The following is a 17,014-nucleotide window of genomic DNA, read 5'->3' on the forward strand; positions in this document are numbered from 1 at the left end:
AGTATAGGACACCTCTTATTGAGACACAAATAGAATTAGACAAAATATGCCAAATGGGCCGCCGGCCGAAACCGACAGCCCATGCGAGCGACAACAACGGAACGACCCACAGACACGGCAGCCCGCCAGCCTATCCGATCCGCTCAGGCAACGTGCCTGCGCGCCAGGAACCAGCCCAGGGCGGCCAGGGGGACGGCGGCGAGGGTGGTGGCGATCGGCAGCAGCAGGCCGACGGAGGGACTCGAGACGTCGAGCACCATGCCCGCCAACGAGGAGCCGAGCGAACCGCCGACCGAGCCGGCGGTGGTGACCCACGAGAGGCCCTCCGTCAGCGAAGTGGGCGGCACGATGTCCTTGACGATGAGGTTGCCGGTGGCGAAGAGCGGCGAGACGAACAGGCCGGAGACCATCGAGCAGGCGCCGAGCAGGATGAGGTTGCCCATCAGCAGGTGGCACATCACGTAGCCGCAGGTCAGCAGCGCCAGGTAGACGACCATATGGCGCCAGTTGGAGCCCTTGGGCTTCTTCGAGCCGAAGACGAACGCGCCGATGCACGAGCCGAGGGCGAACATGGCCAGCTGCAGGCCGAGGAACTGCTCGCGGCCGATGGCCTTCATCATCGCGGTGACCGAGACGTCGAACTCGTTGAAGCTCATGTTGAAGACGACGAACACCACCAGCAGCGGGATCACGCCGGCGTAGAGCAGCACGCTCTTGGGCTTGGCGGCGTGGGTGTGCAGCACCTTGAGGCTCACGCCGTCCTCCTGCCGCTGGGTGCCCTCGGTGCCGCCGCGGTTGGCCAGGGCCTCGCGCACGTCCTCGTCGCTGGATGGGGCCGCGCCCACCGTCACGTTCTCGATGACGGGCGGCTGGGTGGCGTTGAGCGAGAAGAAGAAGGCGCCGCCCACGCCGCAAGCGATGGCGGGCACGAAGAGCTGCGAGACCGGGCTCACCGAGGTGGCGAGGAACGCGGCGAGGATGGGGCCCAGGATGAACACCATCTCGTCGATGCCCGCCTCCAGGGCGTAGGCGGTGTCGAGCAGGTCGGCGTCGGCCGGACCGCGCAGCGCGTAGGCCCAGCGGGTGCGCACCAGGGCGCCAAAGGAGAACTGGGTGAAGCCCATGAGCACCACCAGCACGAAGAGCACGGGAATCGGCACGCGCAGCCATGCGGCGAACGCGAAGACCAGCATCGCCACCACGGAGACCACCAGCGCGGGCCAGCCGACCTTGCGCTGCCCGAAACGATCGAAGAGACGGGCGTAGAACGGCGTGACGGCGGCGACGGCCAGGATGTAGACCGCGCTCATCGTCCCGGCGATGGTCCAGTTGTCGTACATGTGGTTGAGTGCCAGCACGATCCCGAGGCTCATCATCGAGATCGGCAGGCGCGCCACCGCCCCCGAGATGCAGAAGGACCTGGCGCCGGGTATGGAGAACAGGCGGACGTACGGCGACACGTGTTTCACCGAAGCCTCCCCACTACGTACGACAGCACTCACGACACTCCCCTCCCTTTCCTTGATGCGGCGCAATGCAGCCATGGCACCAACTTGCGAACTTGCCGGATCGACCGGCGATAATTGCCTTGATAAGACGACCGGGCCAGGGCGATCGCGATAAACGGATACCGGCCCCTCGATTGCTTATATGGCCAGTCTAGAAGCCACACTTGGACCATTGACAGCCGTGAGCATAATGACCGCATATCCATGCAAACGGCGGAATAACGGTGTTTTCGGGCAAGTGCGGCGATGGCCGGAGAAACCGGCCGGAAGCTCCGGGAAACGGGGACGACCGACCGTCAAAAACCTAGACAGATCAATGGTTTTTGATGAATAGTGAATAAGAGAACGAAACCGCCCGGGCCGCGCTCACTTGTTTGGCGACAGCACCTTCGAGGGAATAGCTGCATAAATATACATGTCGCCCTCGCGCCCGTCGCCGGGGTGGTCCTTGCCGAGACGCTCGGCGACCCGCTTCATGCCGTGGTGGTCGAAGAAGGTCAGGTCGCATGCCGAATCGGCGTGCAGATGGAACATCGGGACCTCGAAGCGCCCGAAGGAGCGCACGGCGCGGCCGAACAGCTCGCCGCCGATGCCCTGCCCGCGCGACTGCGGGTCGACCAGCAGCAGCCCGAGCTCGCCGGGAGCGGACTTCCTGATGCGGGTCTGGCGTTCCATGGCGGAGAGAACGCGACGGGCGGCGACGATGCGCCCCAGCTCCTGATGGCCGGCGGGCGTGGAATTCAGGCGCTCGTCGATCCTCGCCAGCTGTTGGGCGATGTCGGAGAAGAGGCGGGGCTGGCCCTCGACGCGGTAGAGCGCCACACCCAGGAGCCTGCCGCCCTGACGCGCGACCACGCCACCGGTGGAGGCCCCGAGGAGATTCAGGACGAAATGGTAGGAGCGCAGCAGCGAAAGCTTCCGGTCGCCCCTCATGGCCTCGGCGTGGTTCCATGTGCCGTCGAAGAGCCGGACGATCTCGTCGACGTCGCCCCAGATGACCGGCGCATAGATCACGTCCATCTCGATGCCGCCCTTACCGTTCCGTCGCATCCATCCACCTTTCACGGCGCATCCGCCTCAACCCCGGTGGCCCAAGCCCGCCGGGCGATCTCGCTGCCTCACACTTGCTGTCCCGCGCGCTGTTTCATCCACAGGCGCGCCAATACCTTGCCATATCGAATGGTTCTCAAAGAAATAGAAATACAGAGGCTCAATATAATAAACGGCTTCGATTGTTCCACCCAGAGCGCAACGGCGTGGCCCCGCAATCGTTACGGTTGGCGGGAACACGCCGAAAGCGGCCCGGTCAGTCGTTGTCGGAACCGGCGGGGACGCCCACGCGCAGCTCGGCGAGTATCTCGGCCTCGCCCTTGGGCTCGGCGGCGATCTGGCGGTCGCGCTCGTCGACGACGCTGACGTAATAGAGCGCCGCGTCGATCGCGTCGAGGGGCACGCCGGTGATCTTCGAGAACAGCAGGCGGTACATGTCGAGCTGGGCCAGCTTGCGCCCGACGTCCTCGCCCTTGGGCCGGCGGCCGGTCTTCCAGTCGATGATGGTGAAGCGCTTCGAAGCGTCGCGTTCGTCGAGCCCGCCGTGGAAGACGGCGTCGAGCTTGCCGTTGACGATGGTGCCGCCCAGCTGCGGGATCGAGACGACGATCTGCTGCTCGGCCGAATACGGGCGCCGCGTGGCCCAACGGCCCTCGGCCAAGCGCCTCTGCCAGGTGAGGATGCGACGGTCCTCGGCGCTCACGTCGGCGCTGTGCCGCTCGCGTTCGTCCAGGTCGGCGAGCATCGAGGCGCGGGTCTCCGGCTGCGGACCGGCGGCCAACGCCCCGTCCGCCTCGACGCCGAGCGAGGAGGAACCGGCCGGATCCCCTGCCCCGAGACCCGTCGCCCCGCCGCCGTCGAAGGCGTTGACGAAGCGTTCGGCCCAGGCGTGGAAGCGCGTGCCGGCCTGCGCCGCCGGCGAGGCGACGTGCGGGATCGGGCGCACTAGGCCGCGCCAGTATTGCCGGGATTCCCTCTCGCTCATCGTGCCGCTTCCGGCCTGCAGCGACGTGACGTTCTGCCGCCGGCCTTGCAGCACCTGGCGGCCACGGCGGCGCACCTGCTCGTCGAGCGCGGCGGCGGAGGCGGGCTTGCCCGCGATGCCGGCCGACCAGTCGATGGCCCCGGACTCGTCGCGGGGCACGAGGTCCCCGTCGGCCAGCAGCATCCGCGTGCGCTCGGCCAGCGATTGGCGCTGCGGGGAAGCGGCCTGGCCGCCACCGATGCCATTGCCATCTGTGTCTAGCGGGACCGCGGGGACGGTCGGTTCGGCGGCCATGTATTCGGCGGCCAGACGGACCTGACGTGCCGAGTAGTCGAGGCTGGCGCCGAGCCGCGGGCTCAGCGTGGCCGGCCAGGCCATCGTCTCACCGCCGGCCTGCTCGCGCACCGGCTCGCTCCATGCCTCGTCGACGATCAGACGCCGGTAGTCCGCGGCGCCCTCGCCGGCGAACAGGCCGTCGGGACGCGGGCAGCCGAGGGTATCGAGGCTCTGGGCGGCGGTATCGGTTTCGCCGTTGACGTCAGTATCGGTATCGGCATCCTCGGCCGCAACCGTACCGGCTTCGACGCCACCAACTTCACCGGCGCCACCGGCATCCGCGCTCTCCCCCGCCGCGATCTTGTCGTCGCGCATGCAAAGGGCGTCGCACACCTCGTCGAAGAAATTCGACGGCGCCTTGCTCCCCTTGGCGTCCGGGTCGGCGATCCTGCTCGGCGAGCTGTTGCGGCAGTAAGTGATCAGCACGTCCTCGCGGGCGCGGGTCAGGGCGACGTAGGCCAGGCGGCGTTCGTCGGCGTGCAGCCTGCGCCCGTATTCCTCGCTTTGCGACAGGTACCCGTCGCTCCCTTCGAATTCGTCGGCGTCGTCCATGGCGGCCAGGGCGCTGGCGAGGGGGCGCATGAGCCCGTTGGTCTCGTCAGCCAGGCCCTCGGCGTCTTCAATCGCGTCCAGCTGCGCCAACGGGTCTCCCCCGAGATCGGCGTCGTGCGGGAAGCGGGGCAGGATGGCGGCGTCGGCGCGCACGGGCACCGGCACGCTCGAAGGGTCGTCGAGCCAGGTCCGGGCCGTCTCATGGTATTGCGGAGCACGCCAGACACCGTCGACGGTGCCGCCGGGATGCTCCTCGTCGGCCTCGACCTTGAGGCCCTCGCCCTGGTTGCTGGGGAACGCGCCGCGCTGCATGTCGACGATGGCGACCGCGTCCCATTCCAGCCCCTTGGCCTGGTGGATGGTCATCAGCGCCACGTCGGCCGGCTCGCCGGGCTGCGAGGCGCCGGGGTCGTCGACGCTGTCGAGGGAATCGACCCAGCTGACGAACCCGCGCAGGGTGGGCGCCGAACCTTCGGTGATCTCATGGCTATAGGTGTCGCACAGGTCGACCAACGCGTCCATCGGCGAGCGCGCCATCGTCGGCGCCAGCCCCTGCCCGCGCATCGACTGGGCCACCACGGTGTCGACGTCGAGGCCGAGGGCGCGCACGGCGGCCCCGATGGTCTCGCTCAGTGAACGGTTCGCCGTCGCGGCCACCTGGCGCAGCACGGATCCGGCCGCCCGTATGGCCTTTAGCCCGGCCTCGCTGAACGAGCCGGCGACGGCGGGACGGGAGAGCAGTGTGTCCAGGTCCTCGTCGGCGAGCAGATCGGCGAGGAAGACCATGTTGGGCACCTGATCGCGGTGCTCGCGCACCAGCCTGGCGCGTTCCTCGCGAGTGGCGGCGTCGGGCACCACCCCGGCCTGGAGCAGGGCGCGGAAGCGGTAGTCGTCGTTGCGTCGCTGGGCGAGGCCGGCCAGGGCGTCGAGGTCCGGGCCCTCGAGGGCGAAGCGCGGGGTGGCCAGCAGCCGCATCAGCGCGTTGGAGTCGGTGTGGTCGGCCACCACATGCAGCAGGGCGAGCACGTCGCGCACCTCGGGGCGTTCGAGCAGGGCGGAATAGCCGACGGCCTGAGTGCTCAGTCCGGCGCGTTCCAGCCCTTCGACGTAGTCGGCCATCCGGGTCTTGCCGCGCAGCAGGACCGCCACATGCGGCCGCACGTCCTCGGCGTCGGGGTCGCTTGGCGTGTGGCGGGCGATCGCGGCCTTGGCGAAGCGCGCCACGGCGTCGACCTCCTGGCCGAAGGTGTCGAAGCCGAGGGCGGCGAGCGTGCCCTCCTTCGCGTTTTCCAGGGTCTTCAGCGGCGGCACCTGCACCTCGTGCATCACCGAGCTGGACCGGCGGTCGGCGGGCTGGCGCAGCGGGGCGGTCAGGTCGTTGGCGGCCTCGAGCACCACGCGGGCGTTGCGGCGGGTGACGCTCAGGGCGTGGGGCGGCGTGGTGGCGTCCATGCCGAAGTCGCGCTCGAACATGCGGAACGCCCCCGGGCTCGCTCCGCGCCAGGCGTAGATGGACTGGAAGGGGTCGCCCACGGCGTTGACGGCCGAGCGGCGCGGCCCCTGCACACCGGTGGCCTCGCCGCGGTCGGGGTGGAAAAGCGCGGCGATGAGCGCGGCCTGGGTGGTGGAGGTGTCCTGGTATTCGTCGAGCAGCACGTGCGTGTAGCGGCGGCGCAGCCGTTCGCCGATCGAGGGGAAGCGCGTCACCAGGGCATAGGCCGCCACGGTGAAGTCGCTGAACTGGGCCATGTTGAGCTCGCGCTTGCGCCTCTCGAAGCATTCGACCAGGGTGAGCAGGGTCTCGCGCCGGCGGACGATGCCGCGCAGCCCGGCGGCATGGTGGAGGGCCAGGGCGTGGTAGGCCGCCTTCGCCTCGGCCATGCGGCCGCGGTATTGCTCGTCGCTCTCACGCTTCTTGCGCCGCATCTTCTTGGCGCTGGGCACCTTGGGCATCTCCCCGTCGGTCTCCTCGTCGCCGATGAGGCCGTCGATGCGTTCGATGAACGCCTGGTCCCACCGCCGCACGCGCTCGATGCCCTGCGCCACGTCGGTGCAGCCCGGCCCGATCATCGATCCGCCGATGGCCTCGGCGAGCGCCAGCAGCTGCGTGACCACCGTGGAGAAGCCGCCGAATCCCTGGCCTCGCAGCAGGTCCATGTGCTCGTCGATGACGCTGATGGCCAGCTGGCGGGCGCCCGCCTGGCTCAGCGGCTGGGCGTTCTGGTCGAAGCCGACCAGCAGGCCGTATTGGCGCACGATCGACTGGAAGAACGCGTCGTAGGTGGAGACCTCCGGTTTCAGGAACGGGTTGGCCGAGGCGCGACCGGGCCTGGCCGCGACGGCGGCGGAGACGCGGGAGAGCAGTTCGGAGGCGGCCTTGCGGGTGAAGGTGAGCCCGAGGATCCGTTCGGGGGGCACGCCCCGGCCGATCAGCGCGATGATGCGCCGGGTCATGGTGTAGGTCTTGCCCGATCCGGCGCCGGCCACCACCAGCACGTCGGCGTTGTCGTCGGCGTTGACGACGGCGGCCTGCTCGGGGCTGTCGGTCGGCTCCGGACGCTTGGTGGCGTTGGTGTTGTTGGAGGCCATATCAGCCCTTCCTTACTTCGTAGACGGTATCGACCTCGCCGGCGCAGGCCGGGCAGACCGCGCTCATATGGCAGTGGGCCAGGTGGTCGGCCTGCGGGCGCGCCACGATGCGTTCGGAGCGCGAGGCGGCCGCGGTGTAGAAGATGCGGGCGATCATGGTCAGCGCCCAGACGGCCTGGGTGCCACGCAGGGCGACGAACTCGCTCCAGGCGCGCGCGCCCACCTCTTGCGGCGCCTCGGAGGGCAGCTCGGGGATGTCGGTGAGCTTGGCGGAGTCGCGATAGTAGCTGCGGGGCGTGAACGCGGTGTCGTTGAGGTGTCCGCCGGCGAAGAGCGGCGGCTGGAAGGTGCTCTCGTCGCCGCCGCTCTGCGCGGGAGCGGTGGCCTCGTCGACGTCGAACAGGGCGCTCTGGGCGATGTCGGGCATGCCGGCGAGCGCCTCGAGGCCATGCAGGCCGGCGCGTTCGGCGGTGCCGCGCAGCTGCTGCGACCGCTCTTCGTCACTGTTGCCCGCGGCGTGGCGTTCGGCCTCGGGGAAGGCGACGCCCAGCTGGTAGCAGACCAGCTGCAGGTCGTTGAACACCTGTTTGGGCCCGTGCTTGTGGCCGGTCTTCCAGTCGATGAGCCGCAGGCGCTCGTTGCCGTTCCCGCCCACGCGCCATTCCGCGCGGTCGATGCGCCCGGTGAGCCGGATGCGCAGGTCCTCGCGCATCCCCTCCGGCCATCCGCCGTTGAGCGCGCCCATGATGGCGGCGAGCTCGCCGCGGCTGATCGGGGTCACCGAGTCGATGGCGTTGTAGGCTTCCAGGACGTCGTCGAGGCCGAACATGGCGGCGAAGGAACTCTCGCACTGCGCCTGTTCGAGCCGGCCGACGGTGAAGTTCTTGGTGTTGCCATGCGGATAGCCCTGCTCGTTGGAAAGCACGAAGTAGGTGGCGATGTCGCCCAGCGCGTGCCCGGCGCCCTCGTCCTTGCGCTCGGCCTGATAGCGCTGCTCGGGGTCGGCGATCTCGGCTGGGTCGCCCGCCAGGGCGTGGTAGAGGTCCATCATGCGCGTGCGGATGGCCTCGATCCGCTCGGTGTCGTCATGCCCCTGCATGAAGTCGGCGGCGTCCAGTCCCAGCTCGCTGGCACGGCAGGCCACCTCGTGGATGATCGAGCCGAAGCTGGTGGCCGCACTCGAGGGCCGAGGACCGGCGAATTCGCTTTCCAGCATCCAGCAGACCGGGCAGGCCCAGATGCGGTCGACCTGCGAGGGCGAGAGCGTGACCGTGGGGCGGTCGGAGCTTGCGGTCGCGTTCATATCGGACTTGGAAGCGGCACCGGTGGTCTTGCCTGTATCCGTCTGGGAACCGTCACGCCTGCCCGTATGCGCTATGGCTCCCATATAGGGCCACTGGCCCGGGTCGGCCACGTCCAGCCCGGAATCGGCGAGCAGCGCCAGCGATGTGGCGGCGTCACGCACGCCCGCCTGGTCCACGTGTGCGGAGCCTTCCGGTTCCTGCGAGTCGCGCATCAGCTCGGCGCGCGCGGCAGTGACGATGCCGCGCGGGTCGGCGTCGAGCCCGGAGTATCGGTCCGCGCCTTCGAGCACGGCGTAGCGCACCGATTCCGGGTCGCGGTCGAAGCGCTCGGGCATATAGATATAGAGGAAGTCGGAGGGGGCGGTGTCGTCGCTCAACACGGCGCTGACCAGCAGTTTCGAGCCGGCCCGGGTGAGCGCCACCAGGAAGCTCTTCTGCTCGGCGCCCAGCACGCGCGCCAGCTCGGGATCACGGCCGGTGACGGCCTTCTCCCAGTCGTCGTCGAGCCCGCCGTCGAGCACCATGGCGGCCAGGTCCTCGCCGCCGAACAGGGTGTTGCGCGGCTTCAAGTTGGGCCAGACGTCCTGTTGCATCCGCACGATGGCGACCATGGGCCAGTGCCCGCCGGCCGAGCCCGCGGGGGTGGTGAGCGTGACGGCCTGGTCGATGGGCGCGACCTTGGCCAGCGAGTCGGCCTCGATGCGCATCGAACGCACGCCGGCGATGAAGTCGGCGACACTCTGCTTCGCGCCGGATCCGGCGGCATAGGCGAAGAGCCTCATCATCACGTCGAGCCGGTCGTTGGCGGCCCGGCCCTCGGCCGTGTTGGCGAGTGCCCTGACCTGCCAGCCGCGCGCCACATCGCAGGCGTCCCAGGCCAGCCCGAGCGCATATTGCGGCTCGTCGGCGGGCAGCGAGCCGAGCTTGCCCGCCACCTGCCCGACCAAGGCCCACACGTGCGCGAAGGCGCGGGCCGACGGACTGCCGCCGCCCACCTGGTCGATCATCCTGAGGATCATCTGGGCCGGGTCGTCGGAACCGGCTGCGGCGGCATCGACGTTTTCACGGTCGTCCTTGCCGTCATCCACGGCCTGGCGCGTATTCGCGTTACCGTCCTCCTGGCCGCCGAGGGCGAGCATCACATACATAGCCTCGACGCCGAAGGGCATCGGGCGGCCGGCGGCCGGGTCGACGATGCTGTCGTCGACGCCGACCTCTCCGTCGGGTTCGGTGTCGAACCCCTCACGCATCCCGCGCCACCGCTCGCGCAGCTGCGGCAGGGTGGCGGTCACGTCGACGTCCAAGGTCTCTTCGGAACTCGCCGCATCCCCCGTGGCGCCACCGTTCAGACCGGTTTCACCACTGCCCCCGTCCCGCCCCTCGTCCATGACGCGGGAAAGCGAGGCGATGGCCCGCATGATCGAGTCGACCGGGTCGAAGCGCGCAGGCGTCTCGCCGCCACGTTTCGACCGTGCCGCCACCAGCGGGCTCTCCATCAGTTCCCGTGCCCGCGAGCGCACGAAACGCGCCAGCCGCACGGGGTCGTCGGAGCGCGCGGCGGCACCGCGGCGACGCAGCTGGGCGAGCTCCACCAAGGCGAAGAGCCCCTGCACGCTCGGGTCGTCCTTCAGCGGTTTGGTGACCGCCGAGTAGCGCACGGGCACGCCGTCGCCGCGCAGCCGTTCGCCGAAGGCGCGGACCACGTCGTTGTCGTGGGCGATGACGGCCATGTCGTTCCACGGCACGCCCTGGACCAGATGGGCGCGCTTGATCCGGAAGACGATGTCGTCGAGCTCCTCGCGCTCGCTGCGGTAGAGGGCCGTGCCCACGCTGCCGTCGCGAAGTGTCGGCGAGGCGGCGTCCAACGGCGCGATAGGCAGGGCGCCGTCGAGCGCGGGCAGCTTGCCTGGGCGTTGGGCGACGGGCACGTCGGTGTCGCGCTCGCTGGCGATCGACAGGGAGACGCGCGAGGCGACCAGATCGAGATACGAGTGCCCGGCGTCCTTATTAAATGTGGCTGTATTATTCGCATCATTGTCATCGTCGGCATCGTCAGCGTCATCGCCGCCGGACCACGCGTCCAGCTCGACCGCCACCGCCGAGATGGGCGCCTGCCGCGCCCGAGCGAACAGGTATTCTGGGTAGGAGCCGCGGAAGGTCTGCACCGCCTCGTCGGGATTGCCAATCAGCGCAAGCCTCGTCCCACGCGCGGCGAGCGCCTCGAGGAAGGCGAGGCCGGCGAGGGTGAGGTCCTGGAAGTCGTCGGCCACCACCAGCGCCGGCAACGATTCGGCGCCGACACTGCCCACGGCCCGCGCGCCCTCGACAAGCAGCCGCGAGGAGTCGAGACGGAACTCGTCGGGGTAGCTGCGCGCGACCATGGCCGCGTATTCGCCCCGCAGCGCGAAGGCCAGCCGCCATTGCACGCCCAGCCGCTCGGTGCGTTGCGTGTGGTGTTCGGCCTCGCCCAGCGCCTCCAACGCCGCCGATTCGCGCCCGGCGTCGAGGCCGAGCTCGTCCATGCGCGCGAGCATGTCGCGCAGCTGCATCACCAACGTGTCGTCGATGCCCCTGGCGAAGAGCACGTCGCTGCCACCGATGCCCTGCGAGGTGGTCCTGGCCGCGGCGCCGCCGTCGTCGGACCGCTCGCCGTAGATCGTCTGCGCCCAGTCACGGGAGGCGAAATAGCGCCGTAGCAGCTCGCAGGTGCCGCACAACTCGCCGGCCTGCGCGTGGGCGATGTGCACCCCCACCACCGCGCGCAACAGGGCGTCCTGCTCGGCGCCGTTGAGCAGCTTGGGCTGCGGCCGGTCCGCCGCCTTGCGTTCAGCGCCGACCATGCGGAAGGCGATGGCCGAAAGCGTGGTCACCGGCCTCGCCCCGGAGCTCGTCCCGCGCGCCCTGATCACCCGGTCGGAAAGCCTGTCGGCGGCCTGGCGTCCCGAGACCACCATCGACACCCGTCCGTCGCCGAAGCGCCCGATGCCCTCGAGCGTGGCCCGCAGGCCAAACTCGGTCTTGCCACAGGCCGGAGGCCCGGTGACCACCACCGCGTGCGGGGCGTCGCCGGTCCCGTCGCCGTCTCCCCCGATCAGCCGGCGCACGGCGTCCATCGCCGTGCCGCCCTCGAAACGCCCTCGCCTGTTTGTCATCATCGTTCCAGTCTAGGTTCCCTCGTGCCCGAGCGGCAAAAAACGGGCCGGACGTGGTTTGGTCACGTCCGGCCCGATGGATTCAAGCCCCGCCGGCCGTCAATGAGAGCAAACGGCCGGCGGCGTTTCGATCAGATCATGCCTTCTGCTCGGCGAGCTGATCCTGGACATACTTGCCCTTGGCGCCGGTCTCCGGCAGCAGGACGAGCGGGATGAAGCTCAGCAGGAAGAGCACGCTCTCGATGGTGAGGTTGAGGCCCCAGTTGTCACCCGCGACCTTGCCGACGATCAGCGGCAGGAAGTAGGAGAGCAGCAGGCCCACGGTGCCGATGACGCCACCGGCGCTGCCCGCGTACTTGGTGCCGATCTCCTTGATGGCCGGGGTCATCGCCTGGATGATCGGGCCGGAGAGCGCGGTGAAGAAGCCGTTGAGCACGAGCATGGCCCACATGCCGATGCCCATGGGTACGTACCAGTTGGCGATCATGATCACGCCGCCGATGACGGTGGTGATCAGCAGGAACGCCTTGTTCTTGCCCATCTTGGTGCAGAAGGCCGGGCCCACGATGCAGGCGAAGAAGCTGCCGACGGTGATGACCGCCGCGAGGCTTCCGGCCAGCTGGGGGTTGACGCCCTTGCTGATCTGCAGCGCGCTGGGCAGGATGGTGGCGTAGCCGGTGGTCGAGGCCAACGTCAGGCCGTAGGCCAGGGCGATGAACCAGACGTTCTTGCTCTTCATGGCGGTGCCCAGATAGGTCATCACCGATTCCGGCTCGGGCATCTCGACGCCCTCGGGCGCGTCCTTGGCCAGCAGGATCCAGAGCACGAAGGAGACGGCCATGGCGACCGCGCCCACCATGTAGGAGATGAACAGGCTGCCCATCAGCGTCGCGCCGGCCTGCGCCACCACGATGGCCACGCAGGAGACGGCGTAGAAGACGCCCATGGCGAAGCCGGTCTGGTCGGCGAACCAGGTGCCGAGGATCTTGGCCAGGTTGGCGTTGAGGCAGGCGATGCCGAAGCCGATCAGGAACATGGTGATCAGCTGCATCGGCATGGAGCCCAGGGTGAAGCAGCGCACGAAGGCGCCGACCACGGAGACGATGGTGCCGATGGTCACAATCTTCTTGACGCCGTAGCGGTCGGCCAGGGTGCCGGAGGGGATCGAGAGGAAGACGGCGGTCAGCATCGGCATAAGCATCATGCTGGAGAGGCCCGCCGCGTCGGAATGCAGCATCTTCATCACGTCAGGGCCCCAGGCGGAGACCTGGTATTGCAGGAAGTTCGCCACGAAGCAGATCAGGCAGACGACGAACAGCACCGCCCAGCGCTTTGCGGGGAGTTTGTTTTCTTTCATAGCTTGTCCTTTGTCGTTTTCCTACTTGAGAATCGACTCGTCGTACATCGGCGTGAACGCCTTGATGTTGTCGTCGTTGATGTTCTGGCGCACTTCCCACTTCTTGTCGTTCATCACCATGTAGTTGCGATTCGCGTCGTCGAAGGCGGGCCACTCGGGCAGGCCGACGAGCTCCGGGCGCGGCTTGCCGTACTTGGCGAAGCTGTACCAGACGGCGTTCATCTCGTCGCTCAGGTGCTCCGGCGGGTTCGGGCCGGTGAACTCGAGGCCGTCGGAGGTGTCGAGGTTACGCATCACGAACGGCACCTCGATGGCGTGGCAGGAGCCCATGCCCTCCTTGGTGGACTTGTAGGTGAACAGATAGGTGTAGGTCGGACGGTACTGGCTCTGCTCCAGGGCCATCAGGTCGGTGCCGACGCGGAAGCCGGTCTGGTTCATGAACTCGACGTAGTCGTTGTCGAGCTCGTCCTGGCCGTGCAGCTGGGCGAAGACCTTCTCCCACTTCTCCACGGGGGTCTTCTTGTCGAAGTGGAACGGGAACTGGCCGTGCCAGAACGGCTTGAGGTCCTCGAAGTAGAACTTGAAGTAGTTCATCTCGTTCTCGCAGCAGCCGGTCATGATGTCGACGTCCTTGGCGGCGCCCTCGGCCCAGGCCTTCATCGGGTTCTTCGGCAGCAGCGTGCCGTCGCAGACCGGCGAATAGGTCAGGGAGACGACGTTGCGGTCGCGCTCGCACATGATGTCCATGCCGTGGATGAGCTCGTCGGAGCTCTTCTGCTGCAGCTCGTCGACGCTCTTGCAGCCCATGATCTCGGCGAATTCGTGGGCGAAGGGCTCGGCCATCTCCGGGGTCTTGTAGAGCTGGATGGGGCCGGACTCGCAGATCGCGCGGTTGAACAGGCCCTTGGCGGCCGGGCAGATCGCCAGCAGCGCGGCGGAGGAGGAGCCCGCGGACTCACCGAAGAGGGTGATCGAATCGGGGTCGCCGCCGAACTGGGCGATGTTCTTCTTGATCCACTTCAGCGCGAGGATCTGGTCGAGCATCTCGAGGTAGCCGGCCTCCTTGTAGTCCTCGCCGCCGGGCAGGGCGGAGAGGAGCATGGAGCCGAAGACGTTGATGCGGTAGTTGATGGAGACCAGCACCACGTCCTGCTTGGCGGCGAAGTTCTCGCCGAAGTAGAGCGGGTCGGCCGAGCCGCCCGAGAAGTAGGCGCCGCCGTGCACGTAGACCATGACCGGCTGGTTCTTCTTGCTCTTGTCCTTCACCCAGACGTTGAGGTAGAGGCAGTCCTCGCTCTGCGGGTTGAGGCTCGAGGGCTCGTACTTGTCCTTGTCCTGCATGGCCGAATAGCCCAGGCGGCGGCAGGAGATCAGCTCGTCGGACGGCTCCAGCGGCTCCGGGACCTTCCAGCGGCGGTCGCCGATCGGCGGCTTGGCATAGGGGATGCCGAGATAGGTCTCGACGTTCTTCTCCGACATGAAACCATCGAGGACACCGGTGGTCGTTTTCACTCTCTGCAATGTCATCGCATTGCCTCCTGTTCGTTTGGCCGCGGCCCGGAATCGTTGCGATTCCGCGCTTTTCGGCTCTTTTCTCTTGAAAACGCCCTCAGGCTATACCCCTGTCCGACACCAAGGTCAAGGCCTGGCGGAAGTGGTGTGCCCCCTGGCTAAAATAGGCAGAAAGAGCCAAAAAATCCATGATTTTCGGACTCAACTACCGGAAACCGTCGGAACGAACCTTGGAGTCGGACCAAGGATGGTGGAGGTGAGCGGTCATGAGCGAAGCGCGGGAGGACACGGGCGAGGTGCTGACGGGCGCGGACGGGTCGCCGTCGAACATGACGGTCGTGCATCCGTTGCGCGAGGGGAAATCCGTCAAGGAGACCGCCCGAATCTACGGCATCAGCGCCGACACCCTTTATTATTACGAGCGCCAGGGCATCCTCACTCCCCGGCGCAACCCCTACAACTCCTACCGCGTCTACGGTTCGGAGGACTTCTTCAAGCTCAACATCATCACCGAGCTGCGCTCGCTCGGCTTCAGCATCGAGAAGACCGCCCGCTACCTCAAGCACCAGGACTTCAAATCGACCCTGGAGCTCACCTCCGAGGAACTGGAATCCATCAACCGGCAGATCGACGAGCTTTCCGAGCACCGCGCCGCGATCCACGAGGAGCTCACGGTCTTCCTCTCCTCGCTCTCCGACGCGCAGACCTCGCTGACCACCTTCGAGCACTACGACGAACGGTCCTTCGAGCTGGTCTCCAACGACCTGGTCTACGACAAGGACCTGCCCTACACCTTCGCCAAATACAGCGCGCTGAGCAAGCGGGAGCGGCTCAAGGCGCTGCGCAGCATCCCCGCCTACGTGGTCGACGTCACGCAGCTGGCCGACGACTGCTTCCCCGCCAAGAAGACGCTGCTCTACACCGGCGACGCGAACCCCAAGACCCCTTATATCCTGCCGGCCGGCCTCTATGCGGGCAGGACCTTCAAGGGCTCCTTCCCCCGCTGCCCCGAGATCTACCAGCAGATGGCCAGGAAGATCGCCGAGAAGGGCTATGCGATGTGCGGCGACCCGATCGAGTACTGCCTGATCGGCGACTATGAGTCGGCGGACCAGTCCGAGCACGTCACACGCATGGAGATACCGGTCCGGGAGACCGCCAAAGGCAAGGCGGCCTAGCCACTCAGGACCGGCGACCGGCCTTGTCCCGCGACGAGACGGCCCAGCCGACCAGGGCGAGCGCCAGCGTGCACACCGTGGTGAGGCAGGGCAGCGCCAGGCCGGCGTGGTAGCCGGCGGCGTCGAGCACCATGCCGGCGAGCGTGGAGCCCAGCGAGCTGCCGACCTGCCCGGCGGTGCCCACCCAGGAGAGGCCTTCGGTGAGCTGGCCGACCGGCACCATGCCCTGCACGATCAGGTTGCCGATGGCGTAGATCGGCGAGACGCACAGCCCCGAGACCATCGAGAGCAGCGCGAAGAGCACGAGGTGGCCGACGCTCAGCCAGATGAGCAGATAGCCCAGCGCCAGCAGCGTGAGGAAGACGACCATGTGCCGCCAGTTCGAGCCCTTGGGCGCGTGCGCGCCGAACACCAGTCCGCCCACGCACGAGCCGATGGCGAACATGGAGAGCTGCACGCCCAGCAGGCCTTGCCGTCCCAGCGCCTGCATCATGCTGGTCACGGAGACATCGAAGGCGCTGAAGCTCAGGTTGTAGACCACGAAGATGACCAGCAGCGGCACCACGCCGCGGCACAATAGCACCGTCCTCGGCCTGTGGGCCCCATGGCCGCGGTCCTCGAGCAGATGGTTGACCGGCCGTGAGGGCCCGCGGTCCGGGCGCACCACCACCCCGTCGGCACCGTTGGCCCCGGCCACGTCGGCGTCGTCGCGCGAGGCCATAGGCACCTCGACCACGCTGAGCACCGGCGGCTGCGTGCGGCGCAGCGAGAAGAAGACCGAACCGCCGAGCAGGCAGGCCACGGCGGGTACGAAGAGCTGCGAGACCGGGTGCACCGAGGTCGCCAGGAAGGCGGCCAGGATGGGCCCGACGATGAACATCACCTCGTCGATGGCAGCCTCCATGGCATAGGCGGTGTTGAGCAGGTCGGCGTCCTGCGGCCCGCGCAGCGCGTAGGCCCAACGCGTGCGCACCAGGGCGCCGAAGGAGAACTGGGTCAGCCCGGTGAGGATGGCGCAGCCGAAAAGCACCGGCACAGGCAGGCCGGCCAGCGTCGCCACGGCGAAGAGCAGCATGGCCGCCACCTGGATGGCCAGGGCCGCTCCGCCGATGCGATGCTGGCCGTAGCGGTCGAAGAGCTTGGCGTAGATCGGGGCCGAGACGGCGACGGCGAGGATGTAGACGGCGCTCATCGACCCTGCGATCGTCCAGTTGCCGTAGAGCGCGTCGAAGGCGAGGGTGATGCCCAGCCCCATCATGGCCATCGGCAGGCGGGCCACCGCCCCGGAGATGCAGAACGCCTTGGCGCCCGGTATCGAGAACAGCTCCCTGTAGGGATTGGCTTTCCGATGCGGCCCCCCGTTGTTTCCCTCTGGCTTGCAGGCGAACTCATGTGACATCTGGCTGGTCGAAATCGCCGCCGACTGCGCCGTGCTCATACACACCTCCCACTATCCCGTTTACACGCGAATGGGGAATTATGCAAAACAGG

The 17,014-nt window shown here is 67.9% G+C and carries 8 protein-coding genes; 1 reads left to right on the forward strand and 7 read right to left on the reverse strand.

Annotated features, from left to right (window positions below):
* Positions 1 to 143: 143 nt before the first annotated feature.
* The 6 genes from PT282_RS06325 to PT282_RS06350 form a co-directional block, all read right to left on the reverse strand.
* The gene (locus tag PT282_RS06325; protein WP_277168685.1) at positions 144 to 1,502 is read right to left on the reverse strand and encodes an MFS transporter; all 1,359 of its coding nucleotides are present in this window, start codon (positions 1,500 to 1,502) and stop codon (positions 144 to 146) included.
* 372 nt (positions 1,503 to 1,874) lie between these two features.
* Positions 1,875 to 2,558, reverse strand: coding sequence for a GNAT family N-acetyltransferase (locus PT282_RS06330; protein ID WP_277168686.1), 684 nt, complete (start codon positions 2,556 to 2,558; stop codon positions 1,875 to 1,877).
* Positions 2,559 to 2,814: 256 nt separating this feature from the next.
* Positions 2,815 to 7,020: an ATP-dependent DNA helicase gene (locus PT282_RS06335; RefSeq protein WP_277168687.1), complete on the reverse strand. Its 4,206-nt coding sequence runs from the start codon at positions 7,018 to 7,020 to the stop codon at positions 2,815 to 2,817.
* A gap of 1 nt (position 7,021) precedes the next feature.
* Positions 7,022 to 11,437, reverse strand: a complete 4,416-nt coding sequence (locus PT282_RS06340; protein WP_277168973.1) for a PD-(D/E)XK nuclease family protein — start codon at positions 11,435 to 11,437, stop codon at positions 7,022 to 7,024.
* A 175-nt stretch (positions 11,438 to 11,612) separates the two neighbouring features.
* A complete protein-coding gene (locus PT282_RS06345; RefSeq protein ID WP_277168688.1) occupies positions 11,613 to 12,833 on the reverse strand; it encodes a nitrate/nitrite transporter in 1,221 nt (406 codons plus the stop codon).
* 21 nt (positions 12,834 to 12,854) lie between these two features.
* A complete protein-coding gene (locus PT282_RS06350; RefSeq protein ID WP_277168689.1) occupies positions 12,855 to 14,360 on the reverse strand; it encodes a carboxylesterase/lipase family protein in 1,506 nt (501 codons plus the stop codon).
* A gap of 251 nt (positions 14,361 to 14,611) precedes the next feature.
* On the opposite strand from PT282_RS06350, the gene PT282_RS06355 reads away from it, so the two are divergent.
* Positions 14,612 to 15,523 carry a MerR family transcriptional regulator gene (locus tag PT282_RS06355; RefSeq protein WP_277168690.1) on the forward strand — a complete coding sequence of 304 codons (912 nt, stop codon included), beginning with the start codon at positions 14,612 to 14,614 and terminating at the stop codon, positions 15,521 to 15,523.
* 4 nt (positions 15,524 to 15,527) lie between these two features.
* On the opposite strand, the gene PT282_RS06360 is transcribed toward PT282_RS06355, so the two are convergent.
* Positions 15,528 to 16,922 (reverse strand): MFS transporter, encoded by a 1,395-nt coding sequence (locus PT282_RS06360; protein WP_374114166.1) that lies wholly within the window; start codon positions 16,920 to 16,922, stop codon positions 15,528 to 15,530.
* Between the last annotated feature and the right edge of the window lie 92 nt (positions 16,923 to 17,014).

Origin of the sequence: Bifidobacterium sp. ESL0763 (assembly GCF_029433395.1) — a bacterium.
In the GTDB taxonomy this organism is placed as follows: Bacteria; Actinomycetota; Actinomycetes; order Actinomycetales; family Bifidobacteriaceae; genus Bifidobacterium.